At 74.0% G+C, this 15,595-nt stretch carries 11 protein-coding genes; 7 read left to right on the top strand and 4 right to left on the bottom strand.

Going from position 1 to position 15,595, the window contains the following annotated elements:
- Positions 1 to 96: 96 nt before the first annotated feature.
- The 3 genes from AB0J86_RS36945 (at position 97) to AB0J86_RS36935 (ending at position 4,988) form a co-directional block, all read left to right on the top strand.
- Positions 97 to 1,137: a lactonase family protein gene (locus AB0J86_RS36945; RefSeq protein WP_363862908.1), complete on the top strand. Its 1,041-nt coding sequence runs from the start codon at positions 97 to 99 to the stop codon at positions 1,135 to 1,137.
- Between the two features lie 330 nt (positions 1,138 to 1,467).
- A complete protein-coding gene (locus AB0J86_RS36940) occupies positions 1,468 to 3,183 on the top strand; it encodes a substrate-binding domain-containing protein (protein WP_363862905.1) in 1,716 nt (571 codons plus the stop codon).
- Between the two features lie 353 nt (positions 3,184 to 3,536).
- Complete coding sequence (locus AB0J86_RS36935) at positions 3,537 to 4,988, top strand: sugar transferase (RefSeq protein WP_363862958.1); 1,452 nt, start codon at positions 3,537 to 3,539, stop codon at positions 4,986 to 4,988.
- A gap of 43 nt (positions 4,989 to 5,031) precedes the next feature.
- Here AB0J86_RS36935 and AB0J86_RS36930 read toward each other — a convergent pair whose 3' ends face one another.
- Complete coding sequence (locus AB0J86_RS36930) at positions 5,032 to 6,159, bottom strand: PP2C family protein-serine/threonine phosphatase (RefSeq protein WP_363862902.1); 1,128 nt, start codon at positions 6,157 to 6,159, stop codon at positions 5,032 to 5,034.
- A gap of 57 nt (positions 6,160 to 6,216) precedes the next feature.
- Between AB0J86_RS36930 and AB0J86_RS36925 the strand changes: the two genes are divergently transcribed.
- Positions 6,217 to 6,714, top strand: a complete 498-nt coding sequence (locus AB0J86_RS36925; protein WP_363862899.1) for a MarR family transcriptional regulator — start codon at positions 6,217 to 6,219, stop codon at positions 6,712 to 6,714.
- Between the two features lie 29 nt (positions 6,715 to 6,743).
- Here AB0J86_RS36925 and AB0J86_RS36920 read toward each other — a convergent pair whose 3' ends face one another.
- A complete protein-coding gene (locus AB0J86_RS36920; RefSeq protein WP_363862896.1) occupies positions 6,744 to 8,135 on the bottom strand; it encodes an ROK family protein in 1,392 nt (463 codons plus the stop codon).
- Between the two features lie 74 nt (positions 8,136 to 8,209).
- Here AB0J86_RS36920 and xylA point away from each other — a divergent pair, with 74 nt between their 5' ends.
- From xylA to AB0J86_RS36905, 3 genes are all read left to right on the top strand, one after another.
- Positions 8,210 to 9,397 carry a xylose isomerase gene (gene xylA, locus AB0J86_RS36915; protein ID WP_363862893.1) on the top strand — a complete coding sequence of 396 codons (1,188 nt, stop codon included), beginning with the start codon at positions 8,210 to 8,212 and terminating at the stop codon, positions 9,395 to 9,397.
- A gap of 116 nt (positions 9,398 to 9,513) precedes the next feature.
- Entirely contained in the window at positions 9,514 to 10,932 is a 1,419-nt protein-coding gene (gene xylB, locus AB0J86_RS36910) for a xylulokinase (RefSeq protein ID WP_363862890.1), read from the top strand.
- Between the two features lie 28 nt (positions 10,933 to 10,960).
- Positions 10,961 to 12,034 (top strand): amidohydrolase family protein, encoded by a 1,074-nt coding sequence (locus tag AB0J86_RS36905; protein WP_363862887.1) that lies wholly within the window; start codon positions 10,961 to 10,963, stop codon positions 12,032 to 12,034.
- Here the strand turns inward: AB0J86_RS36905 and AB0J86_RS36900 are convergent.
- Both AB0J86_RS36900 and AB0J86_RS36895 read right to left on the bottom strand, forming a co-directional pair.
- On the bottom strand, positions 12,007 to 13,080 hold the full coding sequence (locus AB0J86_RS36900; protein ID WP_363862884.1) for a hypothetical protein: 1,074 nt from the start codon (positions 13,078 to 13,080) through the stop codon (positions 12,007 to 12,009). The two genes, AB0J86_RS36905 and AB0J86_RS36900, sit on opposite strands and share 28 nt — an antisense overlap.
- Before the next feature lie 220 nt (positions 13,081 to 13,300).
- Positions 13,301 to 15,595: hypothetical protein (locus AB0J86_RS36895; RefSeq protein ID WP_363862881.1), on the bottom strand; the 2,295-nt coding region annotated here is incomplete at its 5' end.

Here is a 15,595-nt window from a genome sequence, read left to right as displayed (position 1 = left end):
GCCCGGCCGGCCGGTCCGACCGGGGCGAGGGCGGGCGCGGCGGGGCCGGGTCTGGTTTGATCGGGTGGGAGATCGCACGAGCGCGGGAGGGACGGCATGAGCGCTGGTCGGGGGACCGTCTATCTCGGCTGCTACACGGCCGAGAGCGGCGGACGTGGCGTCGGGGTGGTGGCGGCCCGGCGGGATCCGCGTACCGGCGCGCTGGACCCGCTCGGCGCGGCGGCGCCCACCCCGTCCCCCTCGTTCCTGGCCCGGCACCCGCGGCTGCCCGTGCTCTACGCGGTCAACGAGCTGGACGAGGGCACCGTGAGCGCCTGGACCATGCATCCGGACGGGACGCTGAGCCCACTCGGTGTCCCGCGCTCGACCGGCGGCGCGAGCCCCTGCCACCTGGCGGTGAGCCCGGACGGCGGCACGCTGTTCAGCGCCAACTACGGCAGCGGCAGCGTCTGCGTGCACCCGATCGACTCGGCGGGGATGCTGGGCGAGCGCAGCGACCTGCTGGTGCACGAGGGGCACGGGCCGGACCCGGAGCGGCAGGAGGGGGCGCACGCGCACCTGGTGTCGCCGGACGCCGACGGCTCCGTGCTGCTGGCGGTGGATCTGGGCACCGACTCGATCTACCGGTACCCGCTGGACGGGCCCTCGGGCCGGCCGAGGGGCGCCGCCGGGCGTACGGCGGTCCCCCCGGGCACCGGGCCGCGTCACCTCGCCCGGCACCCGGACGGGCGCCGCTACTACGTGGTGGGGGAGCTGTCCGCGACGGTGCTGGCGTACACCCGGGAGGCCGACGGTGGGCTGCGGGAGCTGGGCGGGGTACCGGCGAGCGCGCAGGCCGGGCACGTGCAGCCCTCCGAGATCGCGGTACGCCCCGACGGGCGCTTCCTGTACGTGGCGAACCGCGGCGTGGGGACCCTCAGCGTCTTCGCGCTCGACGGCGAGCTGCCGCGCTACGTGACCGAGGTGGAGACGGGCGGCGAGTGGCCGCGGCACTTCGCGCTGATCGGCGCGCATCTCTACGTGGCCGACGAGCGGGCGCACGCGGTCGGGGTGTTCGAGGTGGACCCGGGCACCGGGGTGCCGGCCCGGGTCGGCGAGCCGGTGGAGGTGCCGAGCCCGACGTGCGTACTGGCCTGAGTGGCCGGCGGCGAATCCGGAACCGCGAGCGGCGATGAATGAACGTTTCCTCAGTCGTACGAGGGGTCGGCTCGGCTTAGGTCTTCCTTAAAATTGGTGATCGCTCGGCTCGATGTCCCATCGAAAACCGGGCCTCCGGGGCGATTTTATGGACATCCCGCCATCGTCTGATCACGCAAGGTGATCCGCCTTGGAAAAAGGGCTGTTCCCCGCCAATTTCCGCCCGCACATCCCTGGCAGTTGGGGCCAGAGATACGCAAGATAGTCTCCGTGTCAGGCCGCCATCGTATGCATCCAAGGATTCGCGGATTAGGCGCCGTCGCTGGAGCGATGGCGCTTATCGTTGTCGCCGCCGGCGGGTGGTACGGGTACCAGCAGTTGTCTGGCCCGTCCTGCTCCGGCCGCATCGCATTGAACGTTGCCGCCGCGCCGGAGATAGCGCCGGCCGTGCAGACCTCCGCGAACAAGTGGACGGAGGACGGCGCGGCCGTCGAGGGCATCTGCGTCGCGGTTGAGGTCTCCAGCACGGAGCCGGTCGACGTCGCCGCGAACCTGGCGAGCCAGCACGGCGTCACGCTCGCCGGGGTCGGGCAGGCCAGCGGTGCCTCGGTCATCCCGGACGTCTGGCTGCCGGACTCCTCGACGTGGCTGCTGCGGTTGAAGACGGCGGGAGCCACCGGCTTCGCGCCGACCAACAACGAGTCCGTCGCCCGCAGCCCCGTGGTGCTGGCGGTACCGGAGCCGGTCGCGGCGAGCGCGCTGGGCTGGCCGAACCGCAAGCTCGGCTGGAACGACCTGTTGCAGCAGGTGGCGACCAACAGCAAGCTCCGTACCGGCATCGTCGAGCCGACCCGGGACGCGGCGGGGCTCTCCGGGCTGCTGGCGCTCGGCTCCGCCGCGAGCGCGGCCGGGGCCGACGCCGCAAAGGCGACCACCGCGGCGCTGCGCGCGCTCGCGACGGGACGCTCGGCGCTGCGGGACGACCTGATCGCCAAGTTCCCCCGGTCGACGGATCCGGCCTCGATCGCCTCCGGGCTCGGCGCCGCGTCGCTCTCCGAGGAGGACGTGATCGCGTACAACGCGAAGAAGCCGCCGATCCCGCTGGCCGCGCTCTACCTCGACCCGGCGCCGCTGCCGCTGGACTACCCGTACTCGGTGATGCCGGGTGTCGAGCCGACCAAGGCGATGGCGGCGCAGGGGCTCTTCGACGTGCTCAAGAAGACGGGCGGCTTCCGTAACGCCCTGGCGCGCCAGGGGCTGCGGGCGGCGGACGGGACCTGGGGCGAGGGCTTCGCCGCCCCGCAGGGTGCGCCGAGCCCGGCCGGTCCGGCGCCGACCAGCGCCGCGCCGAACCCGGGTGGCGGTACCGCGGCCGGCGGCCTCGACCCGAACGCGGTGGACCGGGCGCTCTCCACCTGGACGGCGGTCACCCAGCCGGGGCGGATGCTCGCGGTCATCGACGTCTCCGGTTCGATGAAGGAGAAGGTGCCGACGGCGGGCAACGCCACCCGCGAGCAGGTGACGGTGGCGGCGGCCACCAAGGGACTCAGCCTGCTGGACGACTCGTGGTCGCTGGGCTTCTGGACCTTCTCCACGGATCTCGTGGGCGGGCAGGACTGGCGGGAGATGGTCCCGATCGGGCCGCTCACCACGCAGCGGGACCCGACGCTCGCCGCGCTGCGTACCGTGGTGCCGAAGACCAACGGCAACACCGGTCTCTACGACACGGTGCTGGCGGCGTACAAGCGGGTGCAGGACGGCTGGGAGCCGGGGCGGGTCAACTCGATCGTGCTGATGACCGACGGGCAGAACGACAACGCCAGCGGCATCAACCAGGCCAAGCTCCTCGCCGAGTTGAAGAAGCTGCTCGACCCGGAGCGCCCGATCCAGGTGATCTTCGTCGGCATCGGTACCGGGGTCAGCCGGGCCGAGATGGAGGCGATCACCAAGGTCACCGGCGGCGGCGCGTTCGTCGCCGAGGACCCCGCCAAGATCGGTGACATCTTCCTGAAGGCGATCGCGCTGCGTCCGACCACCGTCCGCTGACCGGACCGACCGATCCGACCCGCCGGGGCGGGGCGCCGCGAGCGCCCCGCCCCGGTCCCGTTCCCGGCTCCCGCGCCGCCGTACCCCGTTCCCGGCTCCCGCGCCCAGGCTCGCGTTCCCCGGTCTCCGCGCCGTCACCAGGGACGATCGGCGATTGACAAGTGGGGTTGGTGCGCATCCCCGATTTTTGACAGTAATCTGTCCAAAGCTCTCTGTAGTCGACCCGCTGGGTGAGGATGTCGGGGGTGCCCGACGCCGCCACCCTCCTAACGGGTCTGACCTGCGGGTTCGGGCATGGCCAGGGGAGTGGGGAGGGGCCGGTGACAACTGCGACGTTGTCGAACTCCGTGTCGATGTCCTCGGACGCCGCCGCGAGCGCCACCGCCATCCCGCCCAGGTCACGGCAGCGCGCGTACATCCGGGCCCTCGTCGTGCTCGACACCACGATCCTCGGTCTGGCGGTTTTCGGCGGCTACCTCGCCCGGTTCGGCGGGGACGAGGCGCGCGGCTCCGAGATCCCGTACGCGCTGGTCGCGCCCGGTCTGGTCCTCGTCTGGCTGCTCTCGCTGAAGGTGCAGCGCTGCTACGACGACCGGGTGCTCGGCGTCGGCGCCGACGAGTACCGCCGGGTCACCACCGGTAGCCTGCGGCTGGCCGGGACCATCGCGATCGTCGGCTACATCGCGGACGTCGGCGTCTCGCGAGGATTCCTCGGCATCTCCTTCGCCGCCGGCACGGTGGGGCTGGTCGCGGCGCGCTTCGCGGCCCGCAAGCGGCTGCACGCCGCCCGGGCCCGGGGCGGTGGCTGGTCCCGCCGGGTGCTGGCGGTGGGCGACACGGCGCACGTACTGGAGCTGGTGCACACGCTGCGCCGCGAGCCGTACGCCGGTTACCAGGTGGTCGGGGCCTGCATCCCGGACGCCCTGCTCGCCCCGGTACCCCAGCGGCTCGGCGACGTGCCGGTGGTCGGCTCGTTCCGGCGGATCCCCGAGGCGGCGGCCATCATCGGGGCGGACACGGTCGCGGTGACCGCCTCCGGCGAGCTGACCGCCACCCGGCTGCGGCGGCTCGGCTGGCAGCTGGAGGGGACCGGCGTCGACCTCGTGGTGGCCCCGGCGCTGACCGACGTGGCGGGCCCCCGGATCCACACGCGCCCGGTGGCCGGGCTGCCGCTCATCCACGTGGAGGCCCCCGAGTTCCGGGGGCTGCGCAAGTTCGTCAAGGGCTTCGTCGACCGCGCGGTCTCCTTCGCGGGGCTGGCCCTGGCGCTGCCGGCGCTGGCGGTGATCGCCATCGCGATCAAGCTCGACAGCCGGGGGCCGGTCATCTTCCGGCAGATCCGGGTCGGGCAGGGCGGCCGTGAGTTCGGCGTCTACAAGTTCCGCACGATGGTCGTCAACGCCGACGCCATGCTCGCCGAGCTGGCGTCGAAGAACGAGACCGACGGGCTGCTCTTCAAGATGCGCCAGGATCCCCGGGTGACCCGGGTGGGCCGGTTCCTGCGCAAGTGGTCGCTGGACGAGCTGCCGCAGCTCGCCAACGTCCTCTTCGGCAACATGAGCCTGGTGGGCCCGCGCCCGCCGCTCCCCTCCGAGGTCGCCCGGTACGACGGCGACGTGGCCCGCCGGCTGCTGGTCAAGCCCGGCATGACCGGCCTCTGGCAGGTCAGCGGCCGGTCCGACCTGAGCTGGGAGGACGGCATCCGGCTCGACCTCTACTACGTGGAGAACTGGTCGCTGGCCACCGATCTGACCATCCTCTGGAAGACCTTCGGTGCGGTGATCGGCAGCCGCGGCGCGTACTGACGCGGGTCTCGCCGGGATCGCCCGACCCGCCTCGGGACACGACTCAGGCCGGGCCGGTCCAGTCCAGGCAGACCACGACCGCGTCGTCGACCAGGTCGCTGCCGACGAACGCGCGCAGGTCGCCGAGGAGCGAGCGGACCACCTCCAGCGGCGCCATCGACGGTATGCGCCGGACGAACCGGTCGAGCGCGCCGCCGCCGTACCGCCCGGCCGACGCGGCCGCGTCGTAGACCCCGTCGCTGACCAGCAGCAACCGGTCCGAGGGGCGCAGGTCGAAGTGCTGCGGCTGGTAGATCGTGCCGTCGAACATGCCGAGCGGGAACTGTTCGGTCAGCGGCTGTTCGATCACCTCGCCGCCGCGCAGCAGCATCAGCCGGGGCGAGCCGGCGTCCACCACGGTCGCCCGGCCCGTGTGCAGGTCCAGCTGCAGCAGGAGCGCGGCGAGGTGCTGGCTGCCCCCGTGGTACGCGTAGATGGCCTGGTCGGCGAGGGCCGCCTGGTCGGCCAGCTCCAGCCCGCCCCGCCGGGCGTTGCGCAGCGCGTTGATGGCCAGGGAGGTCAGCATGGAGGCGTTGACCCCCTCGCCGCTGCCGTTGACGACGCAGAGCCAGAGCCGGTCGCCGTCGTCGGCCCAGTCGAAGCCGTCGCCGCGGACCGCGTACGCCGGTTCGAGCTGACCGGCGAGGCTGAACGAGGGGCCCTCGTGGCTGCGCCCGGGCAGCAGCTCCCACTGCATCTCGGCGGCGAGGGTGAGCGGCCGGGTCCGGGCCGCCACCGCGTACCGGTCCGTCCCGGGCCGTACCGCCGCCAGTTCGTGGGCGAGCAGCGTGGCGGCCCCGGCCAGCTCGTGCCGCAGCTGGGGGTCGTCGCCGACCGGCGCCAGGCGCAGCACCCCGATCCGCTCGCCGCGCATGGTGACCGGGAGATACGTCACATCCTCCTGCACCACCTCGGCCTGGTGGTCGAAGCAGCGCCAGGCGGGGTCGCCGGGCGCGGTACGTGCCGCGCCGTCCCGCAGCGACAGCAGGGCGGAGAGTCGGTAATCGACCTGAAGCAGGTTGGTATCGGCAATCCCATACTGTTTGTCGAGTTCTTCGGCGAAACGCTCGACGAGAGCGTCCGCTGGCGCGTCTGCCAGGATCTGCCGTATCCCGGTCAGCCGGTCCGGCATCATCGCCTCCTCACCTGTCTATCGTTGCAGCTAGGCCGAGGTATTCTCGGGCCCACCATGAGCACATACCCCGATCCGGGCGGGTCGGAATCGCAGTTTCCCGCGTCGGTCGAGACCGCCGCGGGTTCGTTGTTGTCGGTCTGGGACGCCTCGCGCGAGCGGATCAGCTCGCAGCTGTCGGCATCCCAGCTCCGCGCGCTCATGGTGGTGGACGAGCGCGACGGGATAAACCTGCGCGGCCTCGCCGCCAGCCTCGGCATGCTGCTCTCCTCCGCCAGCCGGCTCTGCGACCGCCTGGTCGCCGCCGGCGTCCTCGAACGCGAACCGGGCCAGCACGACCGGCGGGAGATCGCGCTGCACCTCACCGGCGCCGGCCAGGCGCTCCTGGACGAGCTGCGCGGGTACCGGCGGGAACGGCTCGCGACCGTGCTGGATCGGATGAGCGTCACCGGCCGGCGGGCGTTGCTGCGCGGGCTCTGGGAGTTCGACGCGGCACTGCGCGCCGAGCTGGCCGACCAGGTGGCGGGGGAGGGCGACGCGGTCCGCTCCGCCTGAGCGCCCGCGGTCGGGTGCCCGCGGGTCGCTCAGCCGGCCGCCGCGCCGCGCCCGGGGGCGCCGCCGCCCGCCGTCGCGAGCCAGCGGGCGGGCTCCGCCAGCACGGCGCGGACCACCGAGCCGGCCGCGCCGGTGGCCGCGGCGTCCGCGCCCAGCAGCGACGGGCGTACGGCCACCGGGGACCACGCGGCCGTCAGCACCCGGCGGCGGATCTCGGCCTCGACCGGCGGGCAGAGCCAGCGGGCCAGCGGCGCGTAGACGCCGCCGAGCACGACGGTCTCCAGGTCGAGCAGGTTGAGTACGCCGGCGACCGCCACCCCGAGCGCGCCGGCCGCCTCGGCGAGTGCCCCGAGGGCGGCGGGGTCACCGGCCTCGGCCAGTTCGGCCAGGCGCGCCACCCCCTCGGCCGGTACGCCGAGCGCGGGCCGGGCCCCGGCGGCGCGTGGCCCGGCACCGCTCGGTCCGGCGGCGCGTGGCCCGGGGCCGCTCGGTTCGGCGGCGCGTGGCCCGGGGCCGGTCAGGCCGGCGGCGCGTGGCCCGGGGCCGGTCAGGCCGGCGGCGCGCAGGATCGCCTCCTGCCCGGCGTACTGCTCCAGGCAGCCCCGGGCGCCGCAGCGGCAGGGCCGACCCCGGGGGTGCACCGGGACGTGGCCGAGTTCGCCGCTCCAGCCCCGGGCGCCCCGGAACAGCGCTCCGTGCAGCACGATCCCCGCGCCGATGCCGACCTCGCCGGAGATGTAGAGGAAGGTCGCCGGCCCGGTGGCGTTGGTGTGCAGCTCGCCGAGGGCGGCCAGGTTCGCCTCGTTCTCCACCGCCACCGGCACGCCGGCCAGGGCGGGGTGCGCGCCGAGCGCGGCGGCCGCGTCCACGTCGCGCCAGCCCAGGTTCGGCGCGAGCCGGACGACGCCGGCCGGGGTGACCAGCCCCGGCACGGCCAGCGCCGCCCCGGCGAGCGGCAGCCCCTGGCGCCGCGCCGCCGCGCGGGCGGCGGCGGCCAGCTCGGCGACCCGGTCCAGCACCTCGGTCGCGGGGAGCGGCCGCAGGTCGGCGCGGTGCACCTCGCGGTGGCGTACCGCGCCGGTGAGGTCGAGCACGCGGGCGGCCAGGTAGTCGACGTTGATCTCCAGTCCGAGTCCGGCCGGCCCGGCGGGGGAGAGCACCAGCCCGAGCGCGGGACGGCCGGCGCCGGTGCGCGGGGTCGGGTCGACCTCGGCGAGCAGGCGCCCGCCGATCAGGTCGTCGACGAGCGCGGAGACGGTGGCCCGGGTCAGGCCGGTGGCGGTGGCCAGGTCGGCGCGGGACGGGGGGCGCGTGGCACCGGCGATGTGCCGCAGTACCAGGGCCAGGTTGTGTTCCCGCAGGCTGGCCTGGCGTACGGCGGTGCCCGCCGTGCCGACCCGCGGCGTTCCGGGTTGCGCCACGGCCTTGACAATGCCACAGCTCGATCAAATAATTCAACCGATAAACAAATCGAGCGTGTTACGTGGAGGTCCGCATGGCACCCCGGCCCACCCCTGCCGACAAGTTCTCCTTCGGCCTCTGGACGGTGGGCTGGCAGGCCCGCGACCCGTTCGGGGACGCCAGCCGCCCGCCGCTGGACGCGGTGGAGGCGGTGCACAAGCTCGCCGAGCTGGGCGCGTACGGCATCACCTTCCACGACGACGACCTGATCCCGTTCGGCGCCGACGACGCGACCCGCGAGCAGCACCTGAGCCGGTTCCGCAAGGCGCTGGAAGAGACCGGCCTGGTCGTACCGATGGTCACCACCAACCTCTTCACCCACCCCGTCTTCAAGGACGGCGGCTTCACCAGCAACGACCGGGAGGTCCGCCGGTACGCGCTGCGCAAGGTGCTGCGCAACGTCGATCTCGCGGCCGAGCTGGGCGCGCGGACGTTCGTGATGTGGGGCGGCCGGGAGGGCGCCGAGTACGACGTCGCCAAGGACATCCGGGCCGCGCTCGACCGCTACCGCGAGGCGGTCGACCTGCTCACCCAGTACGTCCTCGACCAGGGCTACGACCTGCGGTTCGCCATCGAGCCGAAGCCCAACGAGCCGCGCGGCGACATCCTGCTCCCCACGGTCGGGCACGCGCTGGCCTTCATCAACGAGCTGGAGCACCCCGAGCTCGTCGGCCTGAACCCGGAGGTCGGCCACGAGCAGATGGCCGGGCTCAACTACGCCCACGGCATCGCCCAGGCGCTCTGGTCGGGCAAGCTGTTCCACCTCGACCTCAACGGCCAGCGGGGCATCAAGTACGACCAGGACCTCGTCTTCGGCCACGGCGACCTGCTCAACGCGTTCGCCCTGGTGGACCTGCTGGAGAACGGCGCGCCGGGCGGCGGTCCGGCGTACGAGGGCCCGCGGCACTTCGACTACAAGCCGTCCCGTACCGAGGACTTCGACGGCGTCTGGGCCTCGGCCGAGGCGAACATGCGCACGTACCTGCTGCTGAAGGAGCGGGCGGCGGCGTTCCGGGCCGACCCGGAGGTGGCCGAGGCGCTGGCCGCGAGCAAGGTGGCCGAGCTCTCCCAGCCGACGCTGGCCGACGGCGAGGGGTACGCCGAGTTGCTCGCCGACCGGTCGGCGTTCGAGGAGTTCGACGTGGACGCCGTGGCCGCGCGCGGATTCGGGTTCGTCCGGCTGAACCAGCTCGCGGTGGAGCACCTGCTCGGGGCGCGCTGACCGCCCGACCCATCCCCGACCCCGTCGATCTAGGGCAAATCCGCGCTAGTTGACCTCCGATCACCGCGATTTGCCCTAGATCGACGGGGACCCGCAGCGCCAGAAGGAGGCCGGTGGTGACGCTCGTCGCCGGGGTCGACTCGTCGACCCAGTCGTGCAAGGTCGTGATCCGGGACGCGGAGAGCGGCGAACTGGTCCGGCAGGGGCGCGCCCCGCACCCGGACGGTACCGAGGTCGACCCGCGGGCCTGGTGGGAGGCGCTACAGGCGGCGATCGCGCAGGCCGGCGGCCTGGACGACGTGGCCGCCGTGGCGATCGGCGGGCAGCAGCACGGCATGGTCTGCCTCGACGGGAGTGGCGAGGTGGTGCGCCCCGCGCTGCTCTGGAACGACACCCGCTCGGCGGGGGCCGCGGCCGACCTGGTCGAGGAGTTCGGCGGCGGCGAAACCGGCCGCCGCGCCTGGGCCGAGGCGGTGGGGAGCGTACCGCTGGCCAGCTTCACCGTCACCAAGCTGCGCTGGCTGGCGCGGCACGAGCCCGAGCTGGCCGCCCGCGCCGCCGCCGTGTGCCTGCCGCACGACTGGCTGACCTGGCGGCTGGGCGGGGCCGGCGGGCTCGACGCGCTGCGCACCGACCGGGGCGACGCGAGCGGCACCGGCTACTGGTCACCGGCGACCGGCGGCTACCGTTTCGACCTGCTGGAGGCGGCCTTCGGGCGGCGGCTCGCGGTACCGGAGGTGCTCGGGCCGGCCGAGCGGGCCGGCGCGCTGCCGACGGGCGCGCCGCTGGGGCCCGGCACCGGGGACAACGCCGCCGCCGCGCTCGGCGTCGGCGCGCTCCCGGGCGACGTGGTGGTCTCCATCGGTACCTCCGGCACCGTCTTCAGCGTCGCCGACAAGCCGACTGCCGACGCCTCCGGGCTGGTCGCGGGCTTCGCCGACGCCACCGGTCGGTTCCTGCCGCTGGTCTGCACCCTGAACGCCGCCCGGGTGCTGGACGCGGCCGCCGCGATGCTCCGGGTCGACCTCGACGAGCTGGCGCGGCTGGCGCTCGCCGCTCCGGCCGGCGCCGACGGGCTGGTGCTGGTGCCGTACCTGGAGGGCGAGCGGACCCCGAACCGGCCGCTGGCGACCGGCGCGGTGCACGGGCTGACGCTGCGCACCTCGACCGCCGCCCACCTGGCCCGGGCGGCCGTCGAGGGGATGCTCTGCGCGCTCGCCGACGGCCTCGACGCGCTGGTCGCCCAGGGGGTCGCGGTGAACCGGATCATCCTGGTCGGCGGCGGCGCCCGCTCCGAGGCGGTACGCCGGATCGCCCCCGAGATCTTCGGCTGCCCGGTGCTGGTGCCACCGCCGGGCGAGTACGTCGCCGACGGGGCGGCCCGCCAGGCCGCCTGGGTCGCGCTCGGCGGGGAGGCGCCGCCCGCCTGGTCCACCGGCCAGGAGCGGGCGTACGAGGCGCCGGCGGTCCCCCTCGTACGGGAGCAGTACGCCCGCGCCCGCGACCTGGTCACGAACCGTACCGCCGAGGAGTGAGCCCGCGAAAACCCGGTAGCGTACCCGGATGAGCGTGCTGCGGATCCGGGGCCGGGCGCTGCCGACGGGCGACTGGCTGGACCTCTACGCCGACGGTGACCGCTGGACGACCGACCCCGTCCGCGGCGCCGAACTGGTGGCCGAGGGCTGGCTGCTGCCCGGGCTGGTCGACGCGCACACCCACCCGGGCGTCGAACGGCCCGGTCAGCCGCTCGACGACGAGCTGCTCCGTACCGACCTGCACCGGCACGTCGAGCGCGGCGTCACGATGGTGCGCGCGCCAGGACTGGCCGGCGACCCGCCCGACTGGTTCGGGCGGGACCCGGACGTCCCCCGGGCGGTGCACGCGGGGCTCTGGATCGCCCAGCACGGCCAGTTCATCGACGGCTGGGGCCGGCGCGCCGACCTCGCCGACCTGCCCCGGGCCGCGGCGGCGCAGGCGGCGTCGAGCGGCTGGGCGAAGCTGATCGCCGACTGGGAGCCCGGGGACCCTCCGCTGCCGGAGGCGGTGCTGCGCGACGTCGTGGCCCGGGTGCACGCCGTCGGCGGGCGGGTCGCGGTCCACTCGCAGCAGGCCGCGGGCGGCGCGGCGGCGGTGGCGGCCGGGGTGGACTCCGTCGAGCACGGCATGTGCCTGGATCCGGAGCTGCTGCCGGAGATGGCCGCGCGGGGCACCGCCCTGACCCCGACCCTCGCCCTGATCACGGAATCGCTCGCCCGGGTACGCCAGCGCCCCGACGGTCCGCGCCGACGCTGGTACCTCGCCGGCGCGACCGGGCACGCCGCGCTCGCCGCCGCCGCGGTCGAGGCGGGCGTGGTGGTGCTGGCCGGGACCGACTCCCGCCCGCACGGCCGGATCGCCGACGAGGTGCGCGCCCTGGTCGGTGCCGGCATCCGCCCGCACGACGCGCTCGGGGCGGCCTCCTGGGCGGCCCGCGCCTATCTCGGGCTGCCGGGGCTGGTCCCCGGGGCTCCGGCCGACGCCGTCGTCTACGACGCGGACCCGCGCGTCGACCTGGCCCAGCTCGACCGGCCCCGGGCCGTGGTGCTCCGCGGCGCCCTGGTCTCCGCCGCTCAGTCGACGAGGGCGAAGCTGGCGTAGAACTCGCCGCGCGGGTCCCGGGGCGCGGTCCGGTCCGGGCTCACCTCGGCGCCGACCCAGCCCCGGAAGGTGCCGGAGTCGTCGATCACCTGCAGGAGCGGGCGTACGTGGCTGTTCCGCTCGTAGCACGCCTCGTAGGAGAGGCACTCGCACCAGAACTCGTAGGTGTTGCGGCGCCCGCCGAACTGGCCGGTCAGGTAGTAGAAGCGGCGGTTGCCGCTGGCGGCCAACCGGTCGACGCACGTCTGGTACCCGTCGCCGGGCGGGCAGCAGGAGGCGGCGCTGCAGCCCGCGTTGTACTGGACGTTGCCCAGGCAGGAACCGTCGTCGCAGAGCAGCCAGCCGTTGGTGCTGAGCCCGCCGCTGGCGCCCCGGGTGAAGGTGGTGACGGTGTTGCCGTTCCAGGACTGGCCCTCCAGGAGGAACGTCCCGGTCCGGGTCCGGATCGTGGCCATCGACGCCTTGCCGGCCTGGTCGAACGACGCGTTGCTGCCGTAGCCGATGCCGCTGGTGAGCGAGTAGTTGTCGGTGGCGAGCTGCATGCGTCCGAGCCCCGCGCGGGGGGTCGACACGGTCCAGGTCTCGGCGAGGTTGACCGCGGTGGTGGTGCCGTCGATCGTGCTGGTGGTCCAGGTGATCCGGGCCTGGCCGGCCGCCGCGTCGTACTGGTAGGTGCCGGTGAAGTGGCCGTTCGGGCTGCCGGTGAAGCCGGGCGCGGTCTTGATGGCGCAGTTGTTGCGCGGGTTCGTGCCGGGCACCCAGTCGCCGCAGTAGTAGACGTCCCCGCTGGGGACCGGCGCGGGGTTGTTCTCCTGGTTCCAGGTCCAGAAGTTGTGCTCCACCGTGTTGGCGGTGGCGCTGAAGACGAGGTAGCCGAGGCGTAGGTAGTTGCGGTAGGCGTCGGTGCGGAAACCGGCCGCGCTCACCACCCAGTTCTGGTACCCGAGCGGTGCGGGCGCGGCCCGGGCCACCGGTACGACGACGAGCTGCGTGAGCACCGTGACGGCCAGGACCACCAGTCCGGCCAGACGCCTCGTCCTACGCACGACCACGACCCCCCGAATGCGGTGGCGAACGCTGGGCGGCCTGATCGTAACATCCATCGTCGTCTTTTTCGCTGGTCACGATCCATCGGCGAATGTGCCGGCGGGCGAGGGCGGGGTGGCCCGGGCCCGCCGCCCGGGGAGGAGATTCAGGCTCCTCCCCGGGCGGCGGGGTCGCGGGCGCCGACCAGGGCGGATCTCGCCGAGGTCCGCGAGACATGCCCTAGCTGCGGGTCAGCGTGTACGTGCCCGAGCCGGCCCAGTTGACGACGACCAGCCCGAAGTGGCCGGCCTTGGTGGCGGTGTAGGTCAGCGTCTCGGCGGCGCCGGTGGTCGCCGTGTTCGCCACGGCCACCGCCTGTGCCCGGCTGCGGATCCAGGTGCTCGCGGTGGCCGGGTCGCTGCCGATCAGGTACAGCTCGGGGTTCTGGGTGGCGCTTCCGGCGATCTTGACGGTGATCTTCTGCCCCGCCGTCAGCGTGACGTCCCGTACCGCGACGACGTTCTCGCTGGTCATGGCGATGGTGCTGGTACCGCTCGGCAGCGCCACGTTGCCCTGGGCCAGCTCGATCCGGTACCAGCCGGTGCCGGAGGTCTGCTTGACCCGCGGGTAGTAGTCACCGGCCGCCCGGTACTTCGAGTCGACCCCGACGAAGTCCACGCCACTGGCCACGGCGCTCGTACCGAGCAGCGTCTGCTGCGCCCGGTCGTCGTAGAGCTCCAGGTCGGAGCCGCCGCTCGGCCGGATGCCCACCACGGACCAGTAGCCGCTCGTCGTCTGGTACTGGTAGTTGTGCGTGGTCATCGGCGTGGGCCGCAGCAGCGGCGTGGCGGTCGGGATCGGGTCGCGGAACTGGTAGTCGACGGTGCTCTGGTACAGCGGCGCGAGGGCGCCGGTGTCCGCCACGTCGAAGCCGTCGGCGGCGCGGTGCGCCCAGAACTGCGCGAGGGTGTCGGAGACGTGGTGGTTGGAGGTGTACCAGAGGTTCGCGAAGCCCTCGCCGTACCGGTCCCAGGTGCCCTCGTTGGTGCTGTCGGTGATGTCGATCAGGGCGGCGGCGACCCGGCCCTCGACGGTGTCGCCGTTGTTCCAGTTGGCGGTCCCCCAGGTCGAATTCTCCAGGTCGATGAAGGAGCCGCTCGGCCAGCGGTAGAACGGGTCGTTCAGCACCGTCGCCGGGAACCACTCGGCCCAGCCCTCGACCCAGGCGCACCCGGCCGAGCTGGCCTTGTCGACGTAGTGCGGGCTGCAGTTGGTGATCGGCGGGAAGTCGTCCTGGTAGATGTCGTCCATCAGCGCGTGGCCGATCTCGTGCAGCACGGTGGTCGGCGAGTTCGGCGCGTCGGCGTCGAGGTGGACGTCGTTCGTGGCGCCCGAGTAGTAGTTGCCGTCGGTGGAGTCCGGGGCCCAGTTGACCACGAGACTCCGGCAGGTGGTGTCCTTCTGGTCGAAGCAGCTGTTGGTCGGCTTCGGCACCCACAGCCACGCGGTGTTGGCCACGTCGAAGGCGTGCAGCCCGCGCTGGAGCGTGGCGTCGTTCGAGGTCGACGAGCCCATGTCGATTGTGGCGCCGGGCGTGACGTCGGTGCTGACCCCGCTCTGGAAGCTCAGCGGCGCGCCGGCGCGCAGGATCCGCCAGAGCGTGTTCCAGCTGAGGAACTTCACGTACACGTCGGCCGTACCGGTCTCCGGCGCGGCCTCCGACTGGGCGTCGAAGCAGAGGTTGTAGTTGCCGTTCGCGTCGGTGACGCCGGAGGCCAGCTTCTGGTCGCCGGCCGCGTCGTCGTCCCAGACCTCGACGGTCAGGTTCATCGCGTTGTGCCACGCGCCGGTCTGGTCGGCGTAGCTGAAGTTCCCGGTCACCCGGGTGTCGCACGGCGCCTGCGCGGCGAACGGCCGGGCCGGCTCCACGCTGCGCGGGGTCAGGCCGGCCGGGCGGTCGGCGCGGGCGGTGGTCGGCACCGGCGCGACGCCGGCCGGACCGGACGCGGCGGCCAGCCCGGCGCGCGAGGCGCGACCCGCCTCGCCGACGGTGAGCAACACGATGTCCTTGCCGGCGTACGACCGGCCGACGCCCACCGCGCTCGCGCGCGCCTCGATCTGGGCCGGGCCGGCGGCGACCGCCCGCACCTCGCCGGTGAAGGTCTGCTCGGCGCCGGCGGCCAGCGACCGGGTGAGCCGCGCCACCGAGATGGTCCCGGCCCGTTCCGGCTCGACCGCCGTGGCCCGCGAGGTCTCCATCCCGGCCGGTACCCGGGCCCAGGCCAGCTGTCGCGGCAGCTCGATCCGGATGTCGGTGTCCGGCAGCGCGGTGTCGGCCCGCACGGTGACGGTCAGCGTCGCGGTCTCGCCGAGCGAGGGCGTCCGGTCGAGGCCGGCGCTCACCCCCAGGCAACTCGCCCACTCGTCCGCCGGGTCGCCGGAGGCCGACAGCGAGCAGGTGGGTGCGCCCGTCCGGTCCGCCGGCGCCGGCGCGGCGTACGCCGCGCCGGGGCCGCCCCCCGCCAAACTGGCCCA

This window comes from Micromonospora sp. NPDC049559 (genome assembly GCF_040676675.1).
Lineage (GTDB): Bacteria > Actinomycetota > Actinomycetes > Mycobacteriales > Micromonosporaceae > JBFAPK01.
The sequence above is the reverse complement of the archived record's forward strand: the minus strand, read 5'-3'. Positions and strand labels throughout refer to the sequence as shown.